Genomic DNA, 15,950 nt, shown 5'->3' with positions numbered 1-15,950 from the left:
AATTATCCTTCAACCCGCAGCCAAGTCTGGGTTCTATAAATAAACGCCAAATAACCGCGAACTTTCAATTCATCTGGATTTTCCGGATTTAACCATATCTTGAAACGAAATGTCATGGCCTGTTCTGGATCAAACAAACGCTTGCCCTTCCATTCACCATCTTCATGCAACTCTCCTGCAGTAATAATTTCCATACCTGTAACAGGTTTGTCTTTAAGCTCTCCGTCACATTTATCACAAACTCTATCTTCTTGTCCTTCTTCTAAAATCTTTACTACCTTACCATACATTTTTCCTTCTTTCTCATAGATTTCAATGACGCCTTTTGGCAGACCGGTACGATCGTCTATAGTTTTCCACGTTCCAAAAACAGACTGTGCAGAAATGCTCATTGAAATAAATAATGTTAAGAAAATACTTAATTGTACTGTTTTATAGATCATTCTTTTTTAGTGATTTTACGTAATGTATTTAGAGATGCGTTGAGCTCAAACCCAAGTAGCAATATATTAGAATTTAACCATATGTAGACCATTAAAATCAATAATCCTCCTAACGCGCCGTATAATTCATTGTACCGGGCAAATTTTTCAACATATATACCAAAAAGATAAGAAGTCAATAAAAACAATACCGTTGTCATTAAAGCACCGAAAGAGAAAAATTTTGCTTGCTTACCTTCCCTAGTGCCAAAATAATAAAGTATTGCCGTTGTTAAATACGATAGAATAATAAAGAAAAGTATTTTAGCAATCTGTACACCAACCACTTCATCTTCACCAAGTATATAACCACCTCGTTTTGCAGCAAACTCAGATAAATACCCTAGCACATAAAATTCAAAGTATATATATGCCACAAAACCTACAATAACCAATATACCCAATATTAAACCCACCATTAAGGCATATAGGTATTGTCTAAAAAAATGTCTGGTAAGATCTATATGGTACGATGTTTCAAAGCCTCCGAATATTGAGTTGACCCCATTTGCTATCAAGAATATAGACAATAAAAATGCCGATGATAACAAACCACCTCTCTTCTGATCTTTTATTTGGGTAAATACCTCTCCAAAATAATCACCGGTAGCCGTTGGTAAAAACGACTCTAAGAACAGCTGAAACTGTACATCAAAATCTCCGTGCTCAATACTAATATAGGACACCAAAAAGGGCACTAAGGTCACCATAAATATAATCAAAGGAAACAATGCCATAAACAAGCTAAACGCAATTGCACTCGCCCGTGTAGATAACGTTCCCCTTAAAATACCAAGCACATACATTTCTATAAGGTCATAAACGGAAAGTCCTTCAAAACCGGGCAGTCTAATTTGTTTTAAAAATTTGACCAACCAATTTACAATAGGAATTTTTTCTAGCTTTTCTTCGACCTCTAAAGACATTAAACCGCTTTTAAACTCAAATCTAAATTATACACGGAATGTGTTAATGCCCCTGAAGAAATATAATCTACACCACATTCAGCATATTCGCGTATGGTTTTTTCGTTGATACCGCCAGATGATTCTGTTAAACAGGTATCCCCTATTAATTTTACCGCTGTACGTGTATCATCATAATTGAAGTTATCTATTAATATGCGATATACGCCTTCTGACTCTAAAATTTCTTTAATTTCATCTAAATTCCTAGCCTCTACTATGATTTTTAAATCACGACCTGTTTCTTTTAGATATTTTTTAGTCTTATTGATAGCCTTTGTAATTCCACCGGCAAAATCAATATGATTATCCTTAAGCATAATCATATCATACAGTGCAAACCTATGGTTTTCACCACCACCGATTTTTACGGCCCATTTTTCTAAAGCCCGTATTCCCGGAGTAGTTTTTCTTGTATCTAAAATCTTGGTGCCCGTACCTTTTAAAAGATTAACGAACATATGGGTTTTGGTAGCAATTGCACTCATTCGTTGCATAGCATTCAAAACCAAACGCTCTGCTTTTAATATACTTTGAGAACTACCTTCTACGTAAAAAACAATATCACCGTGACTTACCGGCGTACCATCCTTGATCAACACTTCAATTTTCAAAGTAGGGTCCACAAAATAAAAAACAAGTTCGGCAAAATTTACCCCGGCAATTATCCCTTCATCTTTGACCAATAATTTAGCCTTACCCGTAGCGGTATCAGGTATGCACGCCAATGAACTATGATCACCGTCCCCAACATCTTCACGAATGGCATTTGCTATTATTAATGTTATCTCTTCTTTAAATTTTTCTTCTGAAATCATACGTATTAAATCTATTGTATCGCTAATTTACAAATCCATTTGTGAAATTGATTTACTTTTGACATATGACTATAAAACTTTTAGCTATTGGCAAAACCGATAGCTCTCAACTACAAGAACTGATTGAAGTATATCAAAAGCGATTACAGCATTACATCAATTTTGAAATTGAACTGATACCTGATTTAAAAAAAACAAAAAATCTTTCTGAGGATCAGCAGAAAGATAAAGAGGGCGAACTTATTCTCAAAAGACTTTCTTCAACAGACATTTTAATACTTTTTGATGAAAAAGGAAAACAGTATACGTCTATTGAATTTTCTGCTTTTTTACAAAAAAAGATGAATTCTGGTATTAAGCAATTGGTATTTTTAATTGGCGGTCCTTATGGCTTCAGTAACGAAATTTACGCAAAAGCTTCGGGAAAAATAAGTTTATCCAAAATGACCTTTTCTCATCAAATGGTTCGTTTATTTATAACCGAGCAAATTTATAGAGGATTTACTATTTTAAAGAATGAACCCTATCATCATCAATAAAGAAAACATCATTTAACGCAAGTTAAGCCTGCTTTTCAAGTGATTTTACCATGTTCTCGGAAACCTCTTCCAAATCAGTAAGTTCTTCCATCAGGAAAGTGATAAGCTCCTCTTTATGCGAAACATTTTTTTCAATCTTAAGCACATGGTTGTAATTTTTAATATTTTTCATGTGGCCATCAAAAGCATGTGTTTGGTGCCAAGCTATTTCTTTTAATTTCTGATTTTGAACCGTAATTTTTTTAATTGACGGATTAATAAAAAAGAATATCTCCAGTATTAATATTAATAAAGAAAAAACGGCCAGTTCTAACTCTATAATCATTAACGTGCTTATATCTTCCTCAGAAGCTTTCTGAAATTGATTTACAATGGTATCCATTACCGTTAGAAATGTATCGGCTTCCGCAGATAAACGTTCTAAATCTACCAGTGCCAACTTATTAAAATCATTGGTCGACTCTAGTATATACTCTAAATGTGGTTGTAATCTATCAAAGTTATTTTGTATTTCATCGTTGTCCAATTTTGGAATGCCCGTGGCATCATTGCCATTTTGCAAAGCTATGTTGGCATTAGAAATTTGAGTCATTGCCAAACGTAATTTTCCGTAGTCACAAGCGCTCAACCTACATTCATAAACGCTCTTAACAATTGATTGGGACAACATTCTTTGTCTACCCGCAACATTTATTCTTAATGCATCTTGCCGCTGCCTAGCCAACGAGTATTGTATTATTGACTGTATCAATATCGTTAGTACAATTACCGTAAAAACCAACAGATAATAGTTATTGAAACTTTTACCGGATTTTAATTTCGATAAAATCTTTTTCCACATAATTAGAGATATTTCCTACAAACACAATTGTATCAATACCATAACCTTTGAGAATTAAAAATGTTGTGAACAACCTCAAAAAAATGCAAGCTTTTCAACTTGCACTTTAGACGTAAAAAATTTTATAAATGTTAATTGTTGTTCATAAACATGAGTTAGTATAACACTCTAAATTTAATGGTATTTTCCACTTTCCTCAATGCTTTGATTACATCTTTGTTGTATTCCTTGTCCAAATCCGTAATTACATAACCTACTTCACTATCCGTAGAGAGATATTGACTAGATATATTTAATTCATACTCAGCCAAAACCTTATTTATTTTAGCCATAATACCTGGCACATTCTTATGTATATGCAAGAATCTGTGAGATTTATTTTGCTTTGGCAAACGAATATTTGGGAAATTAACTGCATCAACGGTATTACCTGAATTTATGTAATCCATTATTTTGTTAGGAACAAAATCTGCTATATCCCGTTGCGCCTCTTCTGTACTACCACCAACATGCGGAGTAAGTATTACATTAGGAAAACCTTGTAACTTGGTTTTAAACTCCCCGTTACTTCTAGGTTCATCTGGATAAACATCTACTGCTGCACCACCAATATGACCATCTTTTAAACCATCTGCCAAGGCATCGATATCAACAACGAAACCTCTAGAAAGATTAATCAGCATGGCACCTTTCTTCATTTGCTTTATTTCTCGTGCACCAATGAAGTTCTTGTTTGCCTTATTATCGTCTATATGCAAGGTGACCACATCTGATACATTCAATAAATCTTCTAAAGAATTGCACTTTACCGCATTCCCCAAAGCTAATTTATCATCTACATCATAGTAATACACACGCATACCCATTGCCTCTGCCAATACGGATAATTGCTTACCAATATTACCATAACCCACAATACCCAAGTTCTTACCACGAACCTCTCTTGATCCTGCCGCCGTTTTCTGCCATTGCCCTTCGTGAATCTCTCTACTACGATCAAATACACTACGCATTAACATAATAATTTCACCTATGGCCAATTCTACTACAGACCTAGTATTGCTATAAGGAGCATTAAAAACTACAACACCTTTTTTCTTTGCGGTCTCCAAATCTATTTGTGTTGTACCTATACAAAAAGCACCGACTACCAATAATTTATCGGCAGCATCTAAAACCGTTTGCGTTACCTGAGTTTTAGAACGGATACCAAGAACGTGAACGCCCTTTATCTTTTCCAATAGTTCTTCTTCAGATAAACTATGTTTGATCAGTTCAACGGAAAAACCGTCTTCTGATAAATTATCGAATGCAGCGGTGTGCACATTTTCTAATAATAGAACCTTAATTCTATTTTTTGGGTACGAGATATTTCTTGGCAACTTATTCACAAATAAAAATTCATCTAAACTTGGTGTAACATAATCCGCATTGTTTGCGGCTTTTTCTCTATGCACGTTTTCCGTATATGCAAAAAACTTATCTGCAATACCTGCTTCGCGCATTACATAATCACTATAACCATCTCCAATAACCTGAACTTCTCCGTCCAAATTCATCTGCTTTAGGCAATCGATCTTACCATTATGCTGGGATAGTACATTATTTTCATCAAAACCAATGATATTTCCTTCTTCATCGAACTTAAACGTATTGGCGTAAACTCGATCGGATGGTATATTGTATTCTTTTACAATAGGATCTATAAACTCTTTAAATCCACAAGAGATTACATAAATATCATCAGCATATTTTTCAAAGAATTCCTTATTGGCTGCAATAGACTTAGATATTTTGTTTCTAAGATTCTCTACCAAACCATCTAGATCTTCTTTTTTGGCATGCAATAACTTAATTCTACGGTCTAAAGACTCGGTAAACGAAATATCTCCGTCTATACCCAAATTGGTAATTTTCTGAATTTCTTTAATAACCTCGTCTTTGTTGGATCTTCCTTCTAAAGTCATTTCGGCAAGAACATCCAATGCCTCTACCCTAGTCAACGTACTGTCAAAATCAAAAACGTATTTTCTACTAACTTCTACCATTATTCTCTTTTGGTTGGATAAGAATTTTTGCTATTAAATTAAGCAACAAAAGTAAAAATTTAATTTATCCTGATAAATGATATCTTGTAAATAAAACAAAAAGGTTATGTTATGATGTAATTTGACAAAATGACAAACTTTTAGTCTAAAAATTGAAGAACCGATAATGAGAAGTCTTTTGTCTTATATGTACCGTTATGATTACCCGTTACCATCTTAAAACTTCCATTTTTAAAGACCTTGCTTAATTCTTGTGCGTCACCGTTCTCAAAATCTTCGTCTCCACAAAGCACCAAAACATCAATCTCTATTTTACTTAATTCATCAATTGTAGCAACCGGTTGAAATTTTTGCTGCAAATGCAACGAACGTAAATCAGCGTTTATAGACTTTGCGTAATCCACCGCACCCTGGGTCTCATTATTAATATCTCCATTAAAGGCTTTTGAAAACATCATTCTTTTTTCCCAATTAGGGTTCGTAAAATCTATTCCCATTCCACCTAAAACAGCCTTTTGTATTCCATTGTCCTCTGTTAGTAATTTTGCCAATACAATACTTCCCCTAGAATAGCCAACAGCTTTATAATTATTAATTTTTAAATGGTTCATTAAAAGCTTCAAATCTCTTACTTCTGCATTGTTTTGATACGCTTCTTCATGCTGCGGCTTTTGTGAATCGCCATTACCACGTAAGTCAGGAATAATTACCCGGTAACCGGCTTTAAGTAAATCTTGTTTTAATTCTGTTTTATCCCAAGATTTTCTAGAATTTATAAACCCGTGCAACAGCAAAACAACCTCGCCACTACCCTCATCTGTATAAGCAATTTGTACATCATCGAACGATTTAAAATTGTTGGATTGAGAACTGATTCTTTGCGTGAAGATCATAAATAAAATACAACACCAAAAATACCTTGAAGACATTGTTCCTTTATTTAGAAATATATAAAAGACCTGCTAAGATCGCCAAGCCAAAACTTACCAAAGTACCTATTAAAATGTATTCTGTTAATTTTCTATTATTGCGCTCTTTTAGATCATTGAATCTAAAAACAGATTTTGCAGCGATCAGTAAACCAATAACCTCCCATCTACCGAGTACTATAAAAATCAAAACAAATAATCTTTCTATTATACCAATATACTTACCTGCATTAGGTAACGATTTATGATCCGTTTCGATCTGATTGGACATCCCTTCTAAAATCATACCCATTATAATTGCCGCCGGATAGGTTACAAATACGATTGCCGTTAGCAAATACCAATCTAGATTTTTGAATAATAATAAGGTATGGGCGTAAAGATCCGTATAAAAAGCACAACAATATATAACTAGGATATGCAATACCTGATCAATAAAAAAGGGTATACTTTTCATTTTAAAAAAACCATTAGAGTATAATTTCAACAGGTCTATTATAAAATGGGCTATAGTAACGATCAATGCTATTTTCCATAAAGACAAATGCCATAAAATGAGCATATACAGTGCAAAATGCAATAACACATGAATGTATAAAAATTTAGATTTTACCTTGTTCGCTTGCTTATGAAGTACCCACCTGGTTGGCTGTAAAACGAAGTCCCCTATTAAATGAGCCAATACTAGTTTTATAAAAATCAACATATTTATTTACCGGCAATTAATTCTTTATAATATGACAATACATCTAAAACCAAGTCTAATCTTGCTCTTTTTAAACGCTGACTTACAGCAGATTGTTTAATACCTAACCGTTGTGCAATCTCCTTTTGCGAATAATGCGGGTAGTCTAGTGACAAGGTTACTATTTCTGCAGAAACAACGCTCCAATCATCCATAAAATCCAAAGCTAGACGTAACATTAAATTCAATGTACGATCATGTGCCGTTTCACCTGTTGCAATACTCAGGTTTACCTTGCTTTCCCTAAGTGTCTCAAAATTTCTGCCAGAACGCTGGTATGCCGGTCCGTTAGATTCTGTTACACCGGTACCAATGTATGTTTCCAGACCAATACCTATACCCATTCTTACATCCAAACCTTTTATGGTCTTCAGCATTGCCTTTATGCGAATAGCTGTGAAGAGCGCACTTTTTTCAGTAACCTTCAGTTGAAACTCATCACCCCGATAAATCTCCCAATTCATTGGCGATGCACCAAATTGGTTGAAATAATTCTTCAAAAGATCCATCCATTGTTGACTAGGGTGGTTTTCAGAATTAATAATATCTCCGGTAATTATAGCTATCATGATTATTAGTTAAAATGCTAATATATTAAATTATAAGCTAATTAGTTAATATTTATAATTATAAGCGCAATCAATAATTGTATATGCAATGCTTTAAAACCAGCGTCTGGTTAATATACAATAATCTTTGTAGGAACGCCCAAATTTATTCAAGAGAATTCTCTCTTCAGGAACAATTTGGAATTTGTTCATATAGCTCACAAAACCTGCAGCGACCAGCGTATTAAAGGCATTTCCTAAAAATACACCTAACGCCAATAGAATAAGAAGCATGGCCAAATACATAGGGTTTCTAGAATATTTAAATATTCCGTCAACAACCAATTCAGAAGCTTTCTCCGGTTTTGTTGGGTCTATAGTCGTCTTTGATTTTCTAAATTGAAACAACGCAAAAAGTGCAATTATTACGCCAACACCCACTAAAATTTTGGTTAGCAACAGTCTACCGAAAAAATCGAAATAACCAATTGGTAAAAACTCAGCCAACAAATACATCAATAATGCAAAACATAAAAACACTAAAGCAGGTGGTACTTTTAACTCCATTTTATAAAATTACTACTTTTGATGCTGTAAATTGACAAACCAGATTCCAAATCGTTAACATGAAGTTAGTTTTTGCTACACACAACCCAAATAAATTAAAAGAAGTTCAACCTTTGGTACCCTCCCAAATAGAACTCATAAATTTAGAAACCATAGGTTGTACCGAGGACATACCCGAAACCGCGACTACCCTTGAGGGCAATGCAAAACTAAAAGCAAATTTTGTGACCAAACACTATGACCTATCTTGTTTTGCAGATGATACGGGACTTATAGTAAACGCGCTCAATGGAGAACCTGGTGTTTATTCTGCACGATATGCCGGTCCCAATAACGATTCTAATGCCAATATGAACAAACTATTGACCAATCTTAATGGAAAAAAAGATAGGTCCGCTCATTTCAAAACAGTCATCGCTTTAAACTTAAATGGCAAAACACATATATTTGAGGGCAAAATTGAGGGTACAATTATAGAAAGCAAGAGAGGTGAAAACGGTTTTGGCTATGACCCCATTTTTCAACCAAACGGATATAACGAAACATTTGCAGAATTACCGCTATCCATAAAAAATGAAATAAGCCATAGGGCGCAAGCATTTAAAAAATTGATTACATATTTAAACAGTATTCATGTTACAGGGTAAGAAAAATAACGAAACCGTAGAAGTATCGGTTGCATCTGAACGTGCAGAAGCTATAGGCGGAGTACTTATAGCACTATTTGCAGCGCTAATGGCCATATCACAAATGGTAAACGGAGAGCTAGAAGAAGAAATGATGATCGCACACAATAACGTTGTCAGCTATTCTAGTTGGTATCAATCCAAGAGTATCAAAGAAAGTCTAAAAGAGAGTGAACTTGACTATTTAAAGGCTTTAATTGAAAGTGGTATCGTCACCGATGATAAAATTGAAGCGATTGAACTTAAAATGGCAGAAGTTGAAAAAAAAATAACCAAATACGAGTCTGAGAAAACAGAAATATTATTGGGCTCTACTACCGTAGGTAAAGAAAACTGGGTACAGGACATAGAAGGTAAAATGGGAAAGATCACCGGAGTAAAACAATGGGAAAAGTTGACCCAAACCTATGATTATGCCACCAAAAAATTTGACTACGCCCTACTATTTTTTCAAATTTGTATTGTTCTGGGCGCTGTATGTATCATCATTTATGACAGTCCTGCACTACAAAAAAGTTTAATTGTACTCATGATCGTCTTTGGTATAACGGGTACTTTCCTATCTATATACGGTTATACGCTGGCACCATAATATTACTTTTCAATTAAATTATACTGATTCAATTATTAGCAGTACCTTTGCCGCTTAATTAACGCCGCTGGTATAGCATGTGTTGCGCTGAGTCTAAATAGGTTACAAACGATAATCGCTCTATGCAACATTCATATTTGCGATTTAGTATAACATATTTATGACAAAGTTTGAAGCACTGGGACTAGAAAAGTCCTTATTAGATGCTATTACTGATATGGGTTTTGAAACCCCATCAGAAGTACAAGAAAAAGCAATCCCAATTTTATTGGAAAGTGAAACGGATCTAGTTGCCCTAGCGCAGACAGGTACGGGAAAAACCGCAGCATTCGGTTTTCCATTAATTCAAAAAATTGATAGTAACAGTAGAACCACACAAGGTTTAATACTATCTCCTACTCGTGAGCTTTGCTTACAGATCACGAAAGAAATGCAAGCGTATTCAAAATACGAACGTAATATCAATGTAGTTGCCATTTATGGTGGTGCAAGTATTACAGAACAAGCAAGACAAATTAAAAGAGGTGCTCAAATTATTGTAGCTACCCCAGGTAGAATGAAAGATATGATCAGCAGACGACTTGTTGATATTTCTAAAATTGACTATTGTGTTCTTGATGAGGCAGATGAAATGCTGAACATGGGCTTTATGGAAGATATTAAAGAAATTCTTTCTGGTACGCCTAATGATAAATCTACATGGTTGTTCTCTGCAACTATGCCTAGAGAAGTTGCAACTATTGCCAAGAAATTCATGCACTCGCCACAAGAAATTACAGTGGGAGCAAAAAATTCCGGGGCATCTACCGTACAACATGAATATTATGTTGTTGGTGGTAGAGATCGTTACCCTGCACTAAAAAGATTGGCAGATACCAACCCAGATATATTTTCGGTTATTTTCTGTAGAACAAAACGTGATACTCAAAAAGTTGCCGAAAAATTAATTGAAGACGGTTATAATGCAGGTGCATTACACGGAGATTTAAGTCAAAACCAAAGAGATTTGGTAATGAACTCTTTCCGTAAAAAGCAAATTCAAATGCTTGTAGCTACTGATGTTGCTGCACGTGGTATTGATGTTGATGATATTACACACGTTATCAATTACCAATTACCAGATGAGATCGAAACTTACACACACCGTAGCGGTAGAACCGGTAGAGCTGGTAAATCCGGTATTTCTATGGTTATTGTTACCCGTAGCGAGCAACGTAAAATTAGAGCTATTGAAAATAAGATCAATCAGAAATTTCTACTTAAAAAAATTCCTACGGGAATGGAAATCTGTGAGATTCAACTATATCACTTAGCTAATAAAATTAAGGATACCGAGATCAATGAAGATGTTGATGCCTATTTACCTGCCATCAACGATGTTTTAGAAGGTATTGATCGCGAAGAATTGATCAAGAAAATAGTTTCTGTAGAATTTACTAGATTCTTTAACTATTACAACAAGTCTAAAGATTTGAATTCTTCCGATAACGGCAGAGATCGTGGTGAAGGAAGGGATAGAGCCGAAATACCAACAAGTGGTGCCGTACGTTATTTCGTTAATGTTGGTGAAAGAGATGGTTATGACTGGATGTCTTTAAAAGACTTCATCAGGGATACTGTTGGTCTGGGCCAAGAAGATGTTTTTAAAGTTGATGTAAAAGAGAGTTTTTCTTTCTTTAATACCGAAGCTGAAGTAACCCAACAAATTTTAGATAAATTTACCGACTTTAAGGTTGACGGAAGATTCGTAAACGTTGAAGTTTCCAAAAACCCTGGCGGTGGCGGCGGTAACCGACGCAGAAGCGGCGGTAGCGGTTTTAGAGGAAAAAGAAACGGAGGCAGAAGAGATGATGACCGTGGTGGAAGAGGCAGAAGAGATGGCGGCGAGTCAAAAGGAAGAAGACGCGAACGTAGTGAATCTAGCTCTCCTAATTCCGGAAAAAGACGTAGTAATAAAAGAAAGGGAGATTTCTTTTAGTTAATTGTATATTAAAAATACGCTTCGGCGTATTTTTTTTGTTTTGTTTGCAACCTAATTATGCTGTCAATAGAATGAAATATTTATTATCGCTTGCACTTATATTGTTATCTTTTTTAGGTTTCTCACAGGAAACCGAAGAAGGTCAAAAACTTAAAGCCGTTGTTATAAATGCGCAATCCAACGAGCCTTTAGAGAGTGTTCACGTTGTAAATCTTAATCAAGTTTTTGGAACAATTACCAATGAAAAAGGAGAATTTTCAATAACCGCAGCTGTAAACGACACGTTATACTTTTCTTTTCTAGGCTTTAAATCTCAAAAAGTTAGGGTTACCAACGATATGTTCAAGTTTGAAAATACAGAAATAGCACTTACCGAGCTTGCATATGCTCTTGAAGAGGTTATTGTTAGACCCTATCAGCTTACAGGATATCTTGAGATCGATGTAAAGAACCTACCAATAAACAATGCCTACCAATATAGTATCTCTGGCTTAGGCGTGAGCTATGAAGGCGGCAACAAAAATCCAAGTGCCGTAACAAAAGTGTTGGGCGCTATTCTAAATCCTGCAGACTTACTGCGAAACCTCTTTGGCAAAAAACCTGCACAAATGCGCAAGCTTAGACAAATGAGGGAAGATGACGATATTCGCAATCTCCTCGCCTCTAAATTTGACAGGGAAACACTTACGGAGTTCCTTCAATTGGAAAAAGTGGACATTCAGGATATTTTAAATAACTGCAATTATTCCAAATCTTTTATAACTACAGCCAATGACCTTCAGATACTTGACGCCATAAGTAGCTGTTATGAGGAGTACAAAGTTCTTAATAGAAAGAAATAATATTTTTTAAAATGGAATCCTTGTTATAGTTTTATTGCAAATAACAGGGAAATGAAAAATGTATTAGTACTAGGGCTATTTTTTATAGCATTGATTTCTTGCCAACCAAAAAGCAAAGAAAAATCAGAAACTATTGCCACAAGTAACGATGCAGTAGAAATCTCCAAAAAGAACCCCAATTTTCAATGGGAAGCCGCAACTGTTTATTTTCTTCTTACGGATCGTTTTAATAACGGCAATACGGACAATGATATAAATTTTGAAAGAGATGAAGAAACCGGAAAACTTAGAGGTTTCTTAGGTGGAGATATTCAAGGTATTACCGATAAAATCAACGAAGGCTATTTTACGGACCTTGGCGTAAATGCTATTTGGTTTACACCTGTGGTAGAACAAATACACGGCGCTACGGATGAAGGCACTGGCAACACTTATGGTTACCATGGTTACTGGGCAAAAGACTGGACTACCCTTGACCCTAACTTTGGTACGGACAAAGACATGGATACGTTAATAAAAACTGCCCATGAAAACGGTATTAGAATTTTGTTGGATGTTGTTCTAAATCATACCGGTCCTGTTACGGAAGAAGACCCCGTTTGGCCAGAAGAATGGGTACGTACCTCTCCTACTTGTGAGTTTACTACCTATGAAAACACTACAGCTTGCACCTTGGTAGCAAACCTTCCTGATATACGAACGGAATCTGATGCCGCCGTAAATTTACCTGATGCCCTACTTGCAAAATGGAAAACTGAAGGTAGGTTAAGTGAAGAGCTTGAAGAACTTGAACTATTTTTTGACCGAACTGGATACCCAAGAGCTCCTCGCTTTTACATTATTAAATGGCTAACGGATTACGTTAATAAATATGGTGTGGATGGATTTAGGGTAGACACCGTTAAGCATGCCAATGAAAACTCTTGGGCAGAATTATACAAAGAAGCTGCATTGGCTTTTGAGCTTTGGAAAAAGAAAAACAAAGACAAAGTTTTGGACGACAACCCTTTTTATATGGTGGGCGAAGTATATAACTATGGTATTTCTGGCGGACAAGAATTTGACCTTGGCGACAAAAAGGTAAACTATTTTGATAATGGATTTAAAAGTCTTATCAACTTTGAGTTAAAAACAGATGCACAAAAAGATTATGAAACAATTTTTACGAAATATAGCAAACTATTGCATACAAAATTCAAGAACAAAAGTGTCTTAAACTACCTAACCTCTCATGACGACGGCCAACCATTTGACCAAGAAAGAACCGACCCGAAAAGAGCTGCCAACGTGTTGTTACTAACACCAGGAGCTTCACAAATCTATTATGGCGATGAAACTGCCCGAAACTTAATCATTGAAGGTACAGAAGGTGATGCCACCTTACGTTCTTTCATGAATTGGGAAGAACTGGACAGCGTGCCCAAAACTAAGGAAACATTAGCCCATTGGCAGAAGCTAGGTACTTTTAGAAATGATCACCCGGCAATAGGAGCAGGAATTCATAAAAGAATTTCAAAAGCCCCTTATGTGTTTAGCAGATATTTTACCAAAAATGAATATGTAGATAAAGTTGTAATTGGATTAGATTTACCAAAAGGCAAAAAAGTAATTTCAGTAAAAGGAATTTTTGGAGATGGCACCAAGCTATATGACCGCTATTCCAATACTGAAGTTTTGGTCAAAAACGCTAGCATTATTTTAGAAAATGATTTGGAGGTTGCCCTTTTAGAACTTAAAAGTTAATGGTCTAACATTAAGAATTTGAATGAACGGCTATCTTATTACCTTCCGTATCTTTTAGAAGCCCCATAAAACCATGCCCTTCACCAATATCGGTTTTGGTCTGCAATACTTGTCCTCCTGCTTTTTCAACTTTGTTCAACACTGTTGAAGCATCTTCGCATGCCAAATACACCAGCACCCCATCAGTAAGACTGGGCACATACTGTGCATGTTGCACCAAAGCCCCATTTGCCTGACCAACGGTTTGTTTATCCGGAAAAAGTCCCATTACAAATTCCCCAAAATTATTCACAGTAATGGAAACATCTAAAATAGACTCATAGAATTTTTGGGCTCGCTCCATATCTGCTACAGGAATTTCAAACCATGCTATCATATTTCTTTATTTAAATTAGTTTTAAGATTCTCCAGCCCGGCTTCAAAATCCTTTCCAACCATTTTATCCATGGACATGAACAACATCATAATACTCATAGGAAACTTGTTGTTTCCAGAAAATCCCCAAGTTACCTTACTTCTACCCTCAGCTAAGGATTCTAGATTCATGTAACAATCAGATTGCGACTTATAGGGCTTCAAAAATCGTAAATCTTGTTCAATTCGTTCACCTTCTACAATTCTTGTAATTTCTTGTTCCCCTTCACCTACTTCCTTATTACCGTTCCAATGGCTGGTAGCCCCTACTTCACCATCAATTCCGGTAAAAGTAAGCTCCATATCAGGGTCTTTTCTTGCCCATGGTGACCATTCTTGCTGTTTTTTTAAAAACTTTAAATGAGGCCAAACCTGTTGCGGCGGATGCTCTAATTCTATATTTCTAGAAACGTGATAACTTTTAGGAGCTATTAGCGCTAGAAAAATGATCAACGCCACAATTACTCCAAGAATTATTAATACGGTATACATGCTCAGTTAATTAGTTGTTGATGAACAAGTTAACAAAAAAATTAATTATCAGACTTATATCTTTCCAAAATGTCATCAATACTCTTAATGGACTTCTTTGTCCAATCTAACCTTCTTTCCAACATTTCTTCTTCTGTTAACATCCACGCTACATCCGAAGCTTTTAATTGCGAGGTTAAATGTTGCAGAATAATAGCCGCGGAAACAGATATATTAAGACTTTCGGTAAAACCTACCATGGGTATTTTCAAATAGGCGTCTGCATTTTCTAGTACATAATCACTTAACCCACTTTTCTCGGTCCCAAAAAATAAAGCTGTTTTTCCATCTAGTTTAAAATCTTGCAATAAAGAACTATCTGCATGCGGACTGGTAGCTACAATTTTATATCCTTTTTCTCGTAAAGAAGCAATTGCTTGTTCCGAGTTTTGATATCTATTGATATCTACCCATTTCTGGGCTCCCATAGCAATTTCATCATCTAAATGCTGACCATTTTTGGCTTCTATCAAATGTGCCGTTTGTACACCAAAAGATTCACAACTTCTAACTACCGCACTTGTATTGTGCATTTGATAAACATCTTCAATCGCAACGGTCAAATAATCTGTGCGTTGAGTCAAAATATCTATAAATCGTTGTTTCCTATTTTCTGAAATAAATTCTTCTAAATATGCTAAAAGCTCCATATCAACCATGGGAGCAAGATAAGAAAAGT

18 protein-coding genes are annotated in these 15,950 nt (G+C 35.4%); 6 read left to right on the top strand and 12 right to left on the bottom strand.

The window, feature by feature from the left end; genetic code table 11:
- Positions 1-2: 2 nt before the first annotated feature.
- Genes PXC01_RS10540 through nadC form a run of 3 tightly spaced genes read right to left on the bottom strand, consistent with a single transcriptional unit; the run spans position 3 to position 2,265 of the window.
- A complete protein-coding gene (locus PXC01_RS10540) occupies positions 3-443 on the bottom strand; it encodes a DUF2147 domain-containing protein (protein ID WP_276472263.1) in 441 nt (146 codons plus the stop codon).
- Positions 440-1,408, bottom strand: coding sequence for a YihY/virulence factor BrkB family protein (locus PXC01_RS10535; RefSeq protein WP_276472262.1), 969 nt, complete (start codon positions 1,406-1,408; stop codon positions 440-442). The genes PXC01_RS10540 and PXC01_RS10535 overlap by 4 nt, the downstream gene beginning before the upstream one ends.
- Positions 1,408-2,265 (bottom strand): carboxylating nicotinate-nucleotide diphosphorylase, encoded by an 858-nt coding sequence (gene nadC / locus PXC01_RS10530; protein ID WP_276472261.1) that lies wholly within the window; start codon positions 2,263-2,265, stop codon positions 1,408-1,410. Before nadC ends, PXC01_RS10535 begins: the two co-directional genes overlap by 1 nt.
- A gap of 65 nt (positions 2,266-2,330) precedes the next feature.
- Here nadC and rlmH point away from each other — a divergent pair, with 65 nt between their 5' ends.
- Positions 2,331-2,804 (top strand): 23S rRNA (pseudouridine(1915)-N(3))-methyltransferase RlmH, encoded by a 474-nt coding sequence (gene rlmH, locus PXC01_RS10525; protein ID WP_276472260.1) that lies wholly within the window; start codon positions 2,331-2,333, stop codon positions 2,802-2,804.
- A 22-nt stretch (positions 2,805-2,826) separates the two neighbouring features.
- On the opposite strand, the gene PXC01_RS10520 is transcribed toward rlmH, so the two are convergent.
- From PXC01_RS10520 to PXC01_RS10495, 6 genes are all read right to left on the bottom strand, one after another.
- The gene (locus tag PXC01_RS10520) at positions 2,827-3,645 is read right to left on the bottom strand and encodes a type IV pili methyl-accepting chemotaxis transducer N-terminal domain-containing protein (protein WP_276472259.1); all 819 of its coding nucleotides are present in this window, start codon (positions 3,643-3,645) and stop codon (positions 2,827-2,829) included.
- Between the two features lie 155 nt (positions 3,646-3,800).
- Complete coding sequence (serA, locus tag PXC01_RS10515) at positions 3,801-5,693, bottom strand: phosphoglycerate dehydrogenase (protein WP_276472258.1); 1,893 nt, start codon at positions 5,691-5,693, stop codon at positions 3,801-3,803.
- Between the two features lie 140 nt (positions 5,694-5,833).
- Positions 5,834-6,586, bottom strand: coding sequence for an alpha/beta fold hydrolase (locus tag PXC01_RS10510; protein ID WP_276472257.1), 753 nt, complete (start codon positions 6,584-6,586; stop codon positions 5,834-5,836).
- 43 nt (positions 6,587-6,629) lie between these two features.
- Positions 6,630-7,328 (bottom strand): DUF3307 domain-containing protein, encoded by a 699-nt coding sequence (locus tag PXC01_RS10505; protein WP_276472256.1) that lies wholly within the window; start codon positions 7,326-7,328, stop codon positions 6,630-6,632.
- A gap of 2 nt (positions 7,329-7,330) precedes the next feature.
- A complete protein-coding gene (locus PXC01_RS10500; RefSeq protein WP_276472255.1) occupies positions 7,331-7,936 on the bottom strand; it encodes a SatD family protein in 606 nt (201 codons plus the stop codon).
- Positions 7,937-8,029: 93 nt separating this feature from the next.
- Entirely contained in the window at positions 8,030-8,482 is a 453-nt protein-coding gene (locus tag PXC01_RS10495; protein WP_276472254.1) for a methyltransferase family protein, read from the bottom strand.
- 59 nt (positions 8,483-8,541) lie between these two features.
- Here PXC01_RS10495 and PXC01_RS10490 point away from each other — a divergent pair, with 59 nt between their 5' ends.
- The 5 genes from PXC01_RS10490 to PXC01_RS10470 all read left to right on the top strand — a co-directional run bounded on the left by PXC01_RS10490 (position 8,542) and on the right by PXC01_RS10470 (position 14,326).
- Positions 8,542-9,129: a non-canonical purine NTP diphosphatase gene (locus tag PXC01_RS10490; RefSeq protein ID WP_276472253.1), complete on the top strand. Its 588-nt coding sequence runs from the start codon at positions 8,542-8,544 to the stop codon at positions 9,127-9,129.
- Positions 9,116-9,760: a DUF4337 domain-containing protein gene (locus PXC01_RS10485; RefSeq protein ID WP_276472252.1), complete on the top strand. Its 645-nt coding sequence runs from the start codon at positions 9,116-9,118 to the stop codon at positions 9,758-9,760. The genes PXC01_RS10490 and PXC01_RS10485 overlap by 14 nt, the downstream gene beginning before the upstream one ends.
- Before the next feature lie 160 nt (positions 9,761-9,920).
- Entirely contained in the window at positions 9,921-11,738 is a 1,818-nt protein-coding gene (locus PXC01_RS10480; RefSeq protein ID WP_276472251.1) for a DEAD/DEAH box helicase, read from the top strand.
- 74 nt (positions 11,739-11,812) lie between these two features.
- A complete protein-coding gene (locus tag PXC01_RS10475) occupies positions 11,813-12,583 on the top strand; it encodes a carboxypeptidase-like regulatory domain-containing protein (protein WP_276472250.1) in 771 nt (256 codons plus the stop codon).
- Positions 12,584-12,634: 51 nt separating this feature from the next.
- The gene (locus PXC01_RS10470) at positions 12,635-14,326 is read left to right on the top strand and encodes an alpha-amylase family glycosyl hydrolase (protein ID WP_276472249.1); all 1,692 of its coding nucleotides are present in this window, start codon (positions 12,635-12,637) and stop codon (positions 14,324-14,326) included.
- Positions 14,327-14,336: 10 nt separating this feature from the next.
- On the opposite strand, the gene PXC01_RS10465 is transcribed toward PXC01_RS10470, so the two are convergent.
- Genes PXC01_RS10465 through PXC01_RS10455 form a run of 3 tightly spaced genes read right to left on the bottom strand, consistent with a single transcriptional unit; the run spans position 14,337 to position 15,930 of the window.
- Positions 14,337-14,702: a VOC family protein gene (locus tag PXC01_RS10465; RefSeq protein WP_276472248.1), complete on the bottom strand. Its 366-nt coding sequence runs from the start codon at positions 14,700-14,702 to the stop codon at positions 14,337-14,339.
- Complete coding sequence (locus PXC01_RS10460) at positions 14,699-15,232, bottom strand: SRPBCC family protein (protein ID WP_276472247.1); 534 nt, start codon at positions 15,230-15,232, stop codon at positions 14,699-14,701. The genes PXC01_RS10465 and PXC01_RS10460 overlap by 4 nt, the downstream gene beginning before the upstream one ends.
- Positions 15,233-15,273: 41 nt before the next feature.
- Positions 15,274-15,930 carry a TrmH family RNA methyltransferase gene (locus PXC01_RS10455; protein WP_276472246.1) on the bottom strand — a complete coding sequence of 219 codons (657 nt, stop codon included), beginning with the start codon at positions 15,928-15,930 and terminating at the stop codon, positions 15,274-15,276.
- Between the last annotated feature and the right edge of the window lie 20 nt (positions 15,931-15,950).

The organism is Maribacter huludaoensis, from assembly GCF_029350945.1.
Classification (GTDB): Bacteria; Bacteroidota; Bacteroidia; order Flavobacteriales; family Flavobacteriaceae; genus Maribacter; species Maribacter huludaoensis.
This window is presented reverse-complemented; position numbering and strand designations above follow the sequence as displayed.